This window comes from Massilia yuzhufengensis (assembly GCF_900112225.1).
GTDB lineage: Bacteria > Pseudomonadota > Gammaproteobacteria > Burkholderiales > Burkholderiaceae_D > Telluria > Telluria yuzhufengensis.
The window spans coordinates 1-5,442 of record NZ_FOLD01000058.1; the positions used below are offsets into that span (position 1 = coordinate 1).

At 63.0% G+C, this 5,442-nt stretch carries 3 protein-coding genes and 1 rRNA gene; 1 reads left to right on the forward strand and 3 read right to left on the reverse strand.

The genetic code is table 11. The features are described from left to right. Positions 1–228: 228 nt before the first annotated feature. Together BM031_RS24780 and BM031_RS24785 are read right to left on the reverse strand one after the other, a co-directional pair. The gene (locus BM031_RS24780; protein ID WP_091877619.1) at positions 229–2,586 is read right to left on the reverse strand and encodes a penicillin acylase family protein; all 2,358 of its coding nucleotides are present in this window, start codon (positions 2,584–2,586) and stop codon (positions 229–231) included. After that, the gene (locus BM031_RS24785; RefSeq protein WP_177207898.1) at positions 2,583–4,226 is read right to left on the reverse strand and encodes a DUF418 domain-containing protein; all 1,644 of its coding nucleotides are present in this window, start codon (positions 4,224–4,226) and stop codon (positions 2,583–2,585) included. The genes BM031_RS24780 and BM031_RS24785 overlap by 4 nt, the downstream gene beginning before the upstream one ends. A gap of 196 nt (positions 4,227–4,422) precedes the next feature. Between BM031_RS24785 and BM031_RS24790 the strand changes: the two genes are divergently transcribed. Continuing rightward, on the forward strand, positions 4,423–4,884 hold the full coding sequence (locus BM031_RS24790) for a MarR family winged helix-turn-helix transcriptional regulator (RefSeq protein ID WP_091877617.1): 462 nt from the start codon (positions 4,423–4,425) through the stop codon (positions 4,882–4,884). A 240-nt stretch (positions 4,885–5,124) separates the two neighbouring features. Here BM031_RS24790 and rrf read toward each other — a convergent pair. Continuing rightward, a 5S ribosomal RNA gene (gene rrf / locus BM031_RS24795) occupies positions 5,125–5,237 on the reverse strand. Positions 5,238–5,442: the final 205 nt, after the last annotated feature.

Below are 5,442 nucleotides of genomic sequence, written 5' to 3' on the forward strand. Positions count from 1 at the left end.
CCTTGCTGTATCTGGCGAAGCGTTGTGTTCGTCAGCAGCAGAGAAGTGAGATTATGCAGTGTTTCGCTTAACTCGTCAACCCCTCGTTCGCTTCGCTGCAGATTTCTCTGCTGACCTCGTTACCGTAAGCACTTGATTACGTTAACGTTTTTCGATCAGTGCCTTGCAGCCCTCCCGAAGCGGAGGCGAACTATAGCAAAGCCGTGGCAGGCTTGCAAGGACTTCTTTTCAACGGTGCGGCCGCAGTTCGATCACCTGCTTCGCCGCTTTCTCGACCGCTTCCCGCGAATACAGCAACGGGAAATATTTTCCCTCGGCCCAACTGGTGGCGAGATCGCGGTAATGCGGACTGGCTGGATCACCGGATTGACCCGGGGTATTGATCGCACGCGAGTTATCCCAATTGCCCACGTCCAGCACCATGCGGAACGAAGGACCGTGCGCCTGCCAGAAGCTGTCCGCGTGGTAGCTCGACACATTGACGGTGTAGGCCCCTCCCCCGCGCGGCAGCGGCCCGACATTCACCTGCGCGCGGCCGGCATTGTCGAGAATCGGGGCCATCGGATGCACGAAATAGCTGAAGTGCAGCTTGCCCCACTGCCAGCGCTTCGGATTGGGTCCCTGCAGCCGCTCCATCTCTGCCCATGCTGCGGCGAGACTGCTCGTCAACACCTCGTTGCGCCGCCGGATGGCATCCGCACCAAACCGTTTCGCCGGCTGTTCCAGCGATTCGAGCAGCACGCTGGCATGCGGCGCATCCATGGCGATGGCCGCATCCGGCGACAGCACGGCGACCTTGAAGGCAGTACCCAGGTGGCGCGACCACCATACCTCGTACAAGGCCGCGGCCGCCGACGACGCGCTCTCCTTACCGTCCCATGCGGCCAGCATGCGCAAGGCGGCTTGCGTCTTGCGGTCGGGCGACGACAAAGGCTTGAGTACGGCGACCAGACGGCGCGCGTTCAGCGACACCACGTCGTTCTGCAGCCGCTGCATGTCTTCCATGCTCGCCTTGGGCGTCCTGGACAACACCTCGGCGATGCGCCGCGCACGTGCATTGTCAGGCCATTCGAAACCGAGCTTGTGCTCCTTGTAGGGGAAGCCCGGCGGCAGGTTCATCTCGTTGGCCGAGGCGTACCAGCCCTTCTTCGGATTGAGCACGTAGGGCAGCTTGGCGCCGTCGAGGAATCCCTTCCACTCGTAGCGGCCGTCGCCCGGCACCGGCATCAGCCCATCCCAGTTGGGTCGCACCGGCGCCAGGCCGCCGGCGACCCAGCCGATATTCCCGGCCGTGTCGGCGTACACCTGGTTTTCGGTCGGCGCGCCCCAGCGTTCCATCGCGCGCCGGAACTGCGGGAAGTCCTGCGCCTTCATGTAGTCGATGCTGCCGAAGTAAGGCGCCATGCCGGGCGCGTTCCATGCGGTGCGCACCGCGAGTGCGAGGCGCTTGCCGGCGTCCTGGTAAATCACCGGGCCATGGCGGGTGAAGCGCATTTCTGCCGTTGCTGACGGCCGGCCACGCACATCGACCTTCTCGCGCAGCACGCGGAAGTCTTCCCAGCCCCCTTTGTACCGATACTGCTGCGGGTTGGCCGGATTGGTCTCGTAGACGTACAGGTCTTCCTGGTCGATGCTCAGGATCGTCAGCCCGAATGCGACCTTGCCGTTATGCCCGATCGACACGCCCGGCAGCGCAGGCTCGCCTGCGCCGATGACGTCCAGGCCGGGCGCGCTGAGGTGCACGATGTAGCGCAGCGACGGCGCCCCGTAGGCGCGGTGCGGGTCGTTCGCCAGGATCGGCCGGCCGGTCGCCGTGCGCGATGGCGCGACGACCCAGTTATTGCTGCCCTCCAGCGTTTCTTCGTTCGGCAGCACGCGCGATGCCTGCAATGCGCCGCGCTCGAAGCGCACGTTTTCGGTGGCGAGGTGGAACACCTCGAGCGCGTTGTCCGGCAGGCAGGGGTCGAGGCCTTCGGGCACGCGGGTGGTCCAAGCGGGCGACAGCTGCGCACGCACCGCGTCGGCAGCGAGGCCGGCCCGGCACACCACGCGCGAGCGGGCGAATTCCTGGGTCAGGTTACGCGTCAGGCCATGGCTGCGGATGCGCACCACGTCTTCCGGACGCCACTTCGCAGGCGTGTAGCCAAGCTGGCGGAATTCGAAGGGGAGCAGTTCCGGCTTGCGCGCAATGAGGTCAATGTAAGCGTTGATGCCGGCGACGAAGCGCGTACTGGTGCGCTGCGCATCCTTGCCGTAGGCCGCCCATTCAGGTTCCATGCCGCCGCGGTACAGGAACAGGCGCGCAGCGCGGTCCTGCTCGAGGTAGGAAGGACCGAAGACCGAGGCCAGTTCGCCCAGGCCGCGGCGACGCCACAGGTCGATCTGGAACAGGCGGTCGCGCGCCGCGTTGAAGCCCTGGACGAAGAAGGCGTCGTCCTGGCTTGCGGCGTAGATATGCGGTACGCCCCACTGGTCGACCAGGATGCGCGCCGGCTGGCCGAGGCCAGCCACCTCGACCGGCTGCGCAGCGGCCGGAAACGCGGCACAAGCCAGCAGCGCCGCGCCGATCCAGACCCCAGCCCTCACGCGGGCTTCGCCACTGCGGCCGCTGGTGCGGAGGCGCCAATGCGCATCGGCGGGATGGTCCAGTAGGTGATGGCGCGCCACAGCCACTCGACCGGGCCGTAACGGAAGCGCGACAGCCACACATGGCTAAACACGATCTGCGCCGCGGCAAGCACCACCACGAACAGCATCTGGTCGATCCGCGAGATGCCCCAGTTGCCGAAGCCGTAGCCGAAGAAGAAGGTCGACGCCACCAGCGACTGGGTCAGGTAGTTCGTCAGTGCCATGCGGCCGAAGGGCGCCAGCACGCTCACCTTGTTCAGTGGCGAAGCGCTGTACAGCATCAGGATCACCAGGCTGACATAGCCGAGCGAGGCCGGCAGGTTGCCCAGCATTTGCAGGCCCATGGCGAACTGGAAGCCATCGGCGCCGTGTGAACCCGGGGTTGGATGCGTGGCGATGGCCGAGGCGATCAGGCCCATGCCGATGCCGATCGGCAGGCCGAACAGGGCCAGCTTGCGGAACAGCGGCAGATGGGCCTGCGCCTTTTCCATTACACCGGAACGCACGAACCAGGTACCGATCAGGAACATGCCGACCAGGATCGTGGCGAAGCCGACTTCACCTGCGGCCTGCTCGGGGAAAGCCTCGGCGCGCAGGGCGACCGCTTCGCTATAGCTGCCTTTGCTGAGCACCGCGGTCTCTTTCTTGACGCGCTCTTCACGCTCCTTGCGCATTTTTTCCCGCTCGGCAGTCTGCTCTTTCTCCTTCTTGATCTGTTCCTTGGTCACCGCGGCGACTGGCTTCTCCGGCAGGAAGTACATCGATGCGCCTGCCGCCGTCATCATGAAGAACGAGAAGCAGTAGATGCCGACGCCGAGGCGCCAGGCGCGGCCCGGCTTGTCCGCATGATGGCGCTTGGTCAGGAAGCCAAGGGCGAACAGGGCGAAGCCGAGGATGGGCAGGCCGATACGCGCCTCTTTCGGCACGTTGGGCGCAGCCCAGGCAGCTGCGCCGCCGAGCATCAGGAGCAGGCCGATGAGCATCAGGATGAAGGCAATCACGGGCGGCTTGCCGAAGCGCTTCATGCGCTGCTCGCCGCGCAGCCACCATGCGACGACGCCGAAGAAGGCCAGGCCAGCGGCTTGGCCGAACAGCCACTTCATGTCGAAGACGATGCCACCGGCGATGCACAGTGCCATCGCCAGCAGGATCCACTTGGCCCGGCCGTAGAGCACGATCAGCAGTGCAACCGCGGCAACCGAGTAGCTGACCAGGATGTCGCCGGCGAACAGGAAGATATGGTGCATGATCCCGAAGGCGGCCAGCGCGGCGATGCGGCGCATGTAGGGAACGACGAAACCGCGTCCGGCGCGTTCGGCGCGGGTGAGCATCACCGCGAAGCCCATGCCGAACAGCAGCGAGAAGATGGTCCAGAATTTACCGGTAACGAAATACTGGACGAAGTAGCTGACCCAGAAATTGGCGCCCGTGAGGCCGGCCGGGATGCCGTTGCCGATATCGGCCGTAGCGCGGTTGAAGAACTCGACGTTCATCATGAGGATGCCGATGAGCGCGAAGCCGCGCACGACGTCGAGCGCCTGTATCCGTTCGTTGTTTGCGACGGGTGTGAGTTCCGTTGGTACTGTCGGGTGTTCCATGGCCATCCCTTTCTCGTTTTGATCGGGAGATCGTATTCCGAACGGCCTCTATCAAAAGGGCTTGTGCGACGAAATGCAGGAACGCGCGGACGAAATGCGTTCCTGGGGTCCGTTATTTATATTGCATGACATTCTTGCCGAGGAGAAGGCAGGCGCATCGCTTGCAATTGGCTCGTGTGCGATCTATATTGGTTCGATGAAAACGACTTCCCCCTCCCCCGCCGACGCGCTGGCACTGGACAAGCAACTGTGCTTCGCCCTGTACTCGACCTCGCTCGCCATGATGCGCGTCTATCGCGGCCTGCTGCCGAAACTCGGGCTGACCTATCCGCAGTACCTGGTGATGATGGTGTTGTGGGAGCAGGACGAGCTGACGGTTTCCGCGATCGGGGAGCGCCTGTTCCTGGACTCCGCGACGCTTACTCCCCTGCTCAAGCGCATGGAAGCGCAGGGACTGCTCCAACGCGTCCGCGCCCGCCATGACGAGCGGCAGGTCATCATCAGCTTGAGCGAACATGGCCAGGCCCTGCGCAAGCAAGCCGAAGGCGTCGTGCCAGACGTGCTGTGCGCCAGCCAGTGCTCGGTGGAGGAAGTGACGAGCCTGCGCGACCAGCTGGTTGAACTGCGTAAGAAGCTCAGCGACAGTGCTGGGGCGTAAGGGCGGGACTGAATGCAAGGTCAACTTGGGCACCTGCCTTCGCGGGTGCGACGGTGCTATGTGTGCAGGCCCACTCCATCGTTCACAACACGCGCCCTATGAACCGTCGCCCCGGCGAAGGCCGGGGCCCAATTCCGTCGCGCAGAGATAGCTTACGCTCGATGCGATACCGCTCGAATACCCAACGTACAAACGCAAAAAACCCGCAGAGATCACTCTGCGGGTTTTTTCTTATAACTAGCCTGACGATAACCTACTTTCACACTGGTTGCAGCACTATCATCGGCGCAAAGTCGTTTCACGGTCCTGTTCGGGATGGGAAGGGGTGGGACCGACTTGCTATGGTCATCAGGCTTTGACTTGTACGAGTCTTTGACCAACTGGTCAAAAACTCTGAATCTGGAAGAAGTAGTTTTTTTATTCTTGGGATAGCTGTATCAACAAACTGCAGCTGTATTCCTGACTTGTCTATATCCTACCAAGGTTATAGGGACAAGCCGTACGGGCAATTAGTACTGGTTAGCTTAATGCATTACTGCACTTCCACACCCAGCCTAT

Excerpts from the sequence above, each read along its gene's own strand:
- BM031_RS24785 (WP_177207898.1), bottom strand. The coding sequence starts at position 4,226 with ATGGAACACCCGACAGTACCAACGGAACTCACACCCGTCGCAAACAAC.
- BM031_RS24790 (WP_091877617.1), top strand. The coding sequence starts at position 4,423 with ATGAAAACGACTTCCCCCTCCCCCGCCGACGCGCTGGCACTGGACAAG.